Origin of the sequence: Micromonospora deserti, assembly GCF_003236335.1 — a bacterium.
Classification (GTDB): domain Bacteria; phylum Actinomycetota; class Actinomycetes; order Mycobacteriales; family Micromonosporaceae; genus Micromonospora; species Micromonospora deserti.
On the sequence record NZ_POUB01000413.1, the window covers coordinates 1 to 3,730 of the forward strand.

A 3,730-nucleotide genomic window follows, 5' to 3' on the forward strand; every position below is an offset into this window, starting at 1 on the left:
CCCCGGCGCCCGCCCCGCCGCGTCCCACTCCGCAAGCTGCTCACGGATCACCCGCAACGGCAGATACTGGTCCCGCTGCGCGGTCAACACGAAACGCAACCGCGCCACGTCATCCCAGCTGTACTTCCGATACCCCGACGCCGTCCGCTGCGGCTCCACCAGACCCTCGGCCTCGAGGAACCGCAACTTCGAAATGGTGGTGTCCGGAAAATCCACCCGCAACTGGGCCAGCACCTCGCCGATGCTCATCAGCGGTTGCGCGCGGGCCGCCCCCGGCGGCGTGGAGGCCGCAGGCTCGTTCACCCCCGGCCGGCCTCCTCCTCCGGGCGCGGACCGGCGATGAACACCACCCGGAACTTGCCGATCTGGACCTCGTCACCATTGCTCAACGTGGCCGCCTCGACCCGCTCCCGGTTCACGTAGGTCCCGTTCAGGCTCCCCACGTCCCGCACCGTGAACGTGCCGCCGTCCCGGTGGAACTCGGCGTGCCGCCGCGACACCGTCACGTCATCGAGGAAAATGTCACTGTCCGGATGCCGCCCACTGGTCGTCACATCATGATCCAACAAGAACCGGGCACCCGCGTTCGGACCCCGACGAACCACCAGCAGCGCCATGCCCGGCGGCAACGAACCGGACATCCGGCTCGGCACCACATCGGTGTCCGGCCCCTCCAGCACTTCGTCGAGCGAACCGAGATTGAGCGTCGAAGTGACGTCGAGCGGGGGGAACTCGTCGTCTGGCCGCGTCATGGGACCACCTCACGGATCTGTTCGGTCGGCGTCGGGTAATGGCGGGTCTGGCCGCCGGGCACTCCATCACCCGGCGGCTGGCTCCCCGTGCCCGGGAAGGCAATTCCACAACGCTCAACTATTGGGTTCTCGGTCGACTGGGCGAGCCTAGCCAGCGCCGAAATGCAGGGCAACCGGACGCGCGGAACCAACCGCCGCACCGGAACGGGACGCACTCAGCTCTCGGTGAGCTCGCGATACGCACCCGCGGACAGCAGCCCATCGACCGCCGTCGGATCGTCCGGGGTGATCTCCACCAACCAACCCGCACCGTACGGATCAGTGTTGATCACCTCGGGAGTGTCGCCAAGCGCCTCATTGCGCGCCGCCACCGTACCGCTGACCGGGGCGTAGATCTCCGACACGCTCTTCGTCGACTCGATCTCACCCAGCGACTCGCCGGCAGCCACCACCACACCCTCATCGGGCAGCTGGACGTACACGATGTCACCCAGGGCGTCCTGCGCGAATTGCGTGATGCCGACCCGAACAGTGCCGCCGCCGGCACCCGCCACCCACTCATGCTCGGCGGTGTACCGCAGATCTTCAGGAATCACCAGACGCGTCCTTCATCCATCGGTGCACCGGCCCTCGACCGGTGCCAGCCGCGCCGGTCAGGAGACCGGACGGGCGTGTTCCAGCTTGATCGGCGCGTGCAGCGCCGAAACCACGGCAGCCTCACGATCCTCAACGATCACCGTACCGCCGTCACCAGCAACCGACGCCACCACCCCACCAGGAATGTTCAACGCTGTACGCATCGTCGCCGGATCACCGATCACCGTGATCGTGAACGGACCCGTCAACCGGCGCCCGTCCACCACCAACGATCCGTTCTCCCCGTCGAGGAAGAACGTCGACGCGATGATCCGCACCGTCGCCCGGTCACCACCGGAGATCTGCATCGCCTCCGCGCCCGCGCCCCGCAACTCCTGCACCGCGTCCAGCACCCGCGACGCCGAGATCGGCTTACCACCCGGTTCGAACCGCACCGACAACCCCGGCCCCGTCGCCGGCAACGTACCGGCCAGGATCCCCAACTCGTCCGCCCGCCGGGTCGCCTCCTCCAGCGCCGCCTGCCGGCCCTGCTCACCCGAGCGCAACTGCCGCTGGCTCTCCTCCAACGCCGCGATGTCCTGCCGCAGCCGGACCTCCCGCGAATTCAGGTCGTACAGGATCCGGACCAGGTCCTCCTGCCGGGTCGCCGCCACCGTCGGATCCGTCGACGTCGACTTCAACTGCACCACCAGGGTGAACCCCAGCAACGCCAGCAACGCCGCGATCATCACCCCCGCCGACGTCACCCGCGGTCGCGCCGGCGCGACCGCCGCCGGACCAGCCGACGCCTCGGCCGCCGCCCGACCCGGATCCACCGGCGTCCCCTCGCCGACCCGATCCGCCTCCTCGACCGGCGACTCCTCCCGCTGCGGCGCCGACTCCGGCGCCAGCGGGCTCAACTCGTCCGGATCCGGCGCCTCCGGCCGCGGATCCGGCTCCCCCGCCGGCCCGGACGGGCCCGCCGGCTGCGGCCAACCGGTACCCGTCTCCGTGTGCTCCTCGCTGCTCATCACCGCACAACCTACGCCCGGAACAGGTGCCGGCGGATCGCCGCCACGTTCCCGAAGATCCGAACGCCCAGTACGACCACCACCCCGGTGGACAGCTGACCGCCCACCCCCAACTGGTCACCCAGGTACACGATCAGAGCCGCCACCAGCACGTTCGAGATGAACGACACCACGAACTGCTTGTCGTCGAAGATCCGGTCCAGCTTCGCCCGCACCCCGCCGAACACCGCGTCCAACGCCGCCACCACCGCGATCGGCAGATAGGGCTGCAACGCCGCCGGCACCGTGGGGTCGAGCCACACCCCGAGCACCACCCCGGCGAGCAACGCCAACACCGCGATCATCGACCACCTCCGGAAGGGCTGGTAGACGTCCCGGAGCCGGACGGCCCGGGACTGGCGGAACGGTCGGCGCCCGACGGCGAAGGACTCGGACTCACCGACGGCTGCGCGTAGCGTAGCCGCGGCTCCGGCGCCGCCGGCAGGGTGAGGTCCTCCGCCTCCCGCACCCCGAACGACAGCCCGGTCTTCTCGGCCACCTCACGCATCAGCAACGCGGTCCGGCTCTCCTCGAACCGCTGCTTCATCGACCCCGGGCCGATCGCCGACACCTCGTACGGCCCGGTCACCGGACGGTAGTCCACCAGGATCGCCTGCCCCGCCGACCGGATCGTCGACGTCGCCGTCAACCGCTGCCCGTTGATCGCGATCGCCTCCGCCCCCGCGCCCCACAGGTCGTTCGCGACCCCCTGCAGATCGCTGTAGAGCACCCGCGAGGGACCCGCGTCGGCGCCGGTCACCGCGTCCGCCTTGTCCGGCGCGTCCGCCAGCCGCACCACCACACCGTCACCGCGCACCCGCCCCATACCGGTGCCCGCCTCCAGGTTGCGCAGCCGCGCGGCCTGCGACCCGCTCAACGCCGCAGCCCGCTGCCGGGCGACCTCCGCCCGCAACTGGTCGGCCCGCTCCGACAACCGGTCGGTCTCACGCTCCCGCTGCTTGATCTGCGCGACCAGCCCGGAGCGCGCCTGGCTGCGCCCCGGCTCGTCCGCCATCGTCTGCTCGTACGCCACGGCGAACAGGAAACCCAGCGCCACCACCACGAGCAGGCTCACCGAGCGCGCCGGCCAGGCCCGCCACCCCGACACCGGGGCGTGTGCCCGCCGGGCCGCCGCGTCGGCGTACCCCGGATCCAACGGGTTACGGAACAGCTCGGTGAGGAAGTCCGGGGCGTACATCCGGACGCTGCGCTCCCGGCCGTCGTCCTGTGTGTCACCCATGCCGCCGCTCCCCCGCCCGAACCGCCCGCACCAGGCGGTTCGCCTGCACCACGTACAGCACCCCGGCCGCCCAGTAGAGCACCAGGCCCCAC

Annotated in this window: 6 protein-coding genes; all 6 read right to left on the minus strand. The window is 70.7% G+C overall.

Annotation, left to right across the window (positions count from 1 at the left end; all coding sequences use genetic code 11):
• Positions 1–249: MerR family transcriptional regulator (locus C1I99_RS30305; RefSeq protein ID WP_199562449.1), on the minus strand; the 249-nt coding region annotated here is incomplete at its 3' end.
• Between the two features lie 50 nt (positions 250–299).
• Positions 300–752: an oxoglutarate dehydrogenase inhibitor Odhl gene (gene odhI, locus C1I99_RS30310; RefSeq protein ID WP_007071101.1), complete on the minus strand. Its 453-nt coding sequence runs from the start codon at positions 750–752 to the stop codon at positions 300–302.
• 215 nt (positions 753–967) lie between these two features.
• The gene (gene gcvH, locus C1I99_RS30315; RefSeq protein WP_111137590.1) at positions 968–1,348 is read right to left on the minus strand and encodes a glycine cleavage system protein GcvH; all 381 of its coding nucleotides are present in this window, start codon (positions 1,346–1,348) and stop codon (positions 968–970) included.
• Between the two features lie 57 nt (positions 1,349–1,405).
• Entirely contained in the window at positions 1,406–2,359 is a 954-nt protein-coding gene (locus C1I99_RS30320; protein ID WP_111137591.1) for a DUF881 domain-containing protein, read from the minus strand.
• Positions 2,360–2,370: 11 nt separating this feature from the next.
• On the minus strand, positions 2,371–2,703 hold the full coding sequence (locus tag C1I99_RS30325; RefSeq protein WP_091588778.1) for a small basic family protein: 333 nt from the start codon (positions 2,701–2,703) through the stop codon (positions 2,371–2,373).
• A complete protein-coding gene (locus C1I99_RS30330; RefSeq protein WP_111137592.1) occupies positions 2,700–3,638 on the minus strand; it encodes a DUF881 domain-containing protein in 939 nt (312 codons plus the stop codon). The genes C1I99_RS30325 and C1I99_RS30330 overlap by 4 nt, the downstream gene beginning before the upstream one ends.
• Between the last annotated feature and the right edge of the window lie 92 nt (positions 3,639–3,730).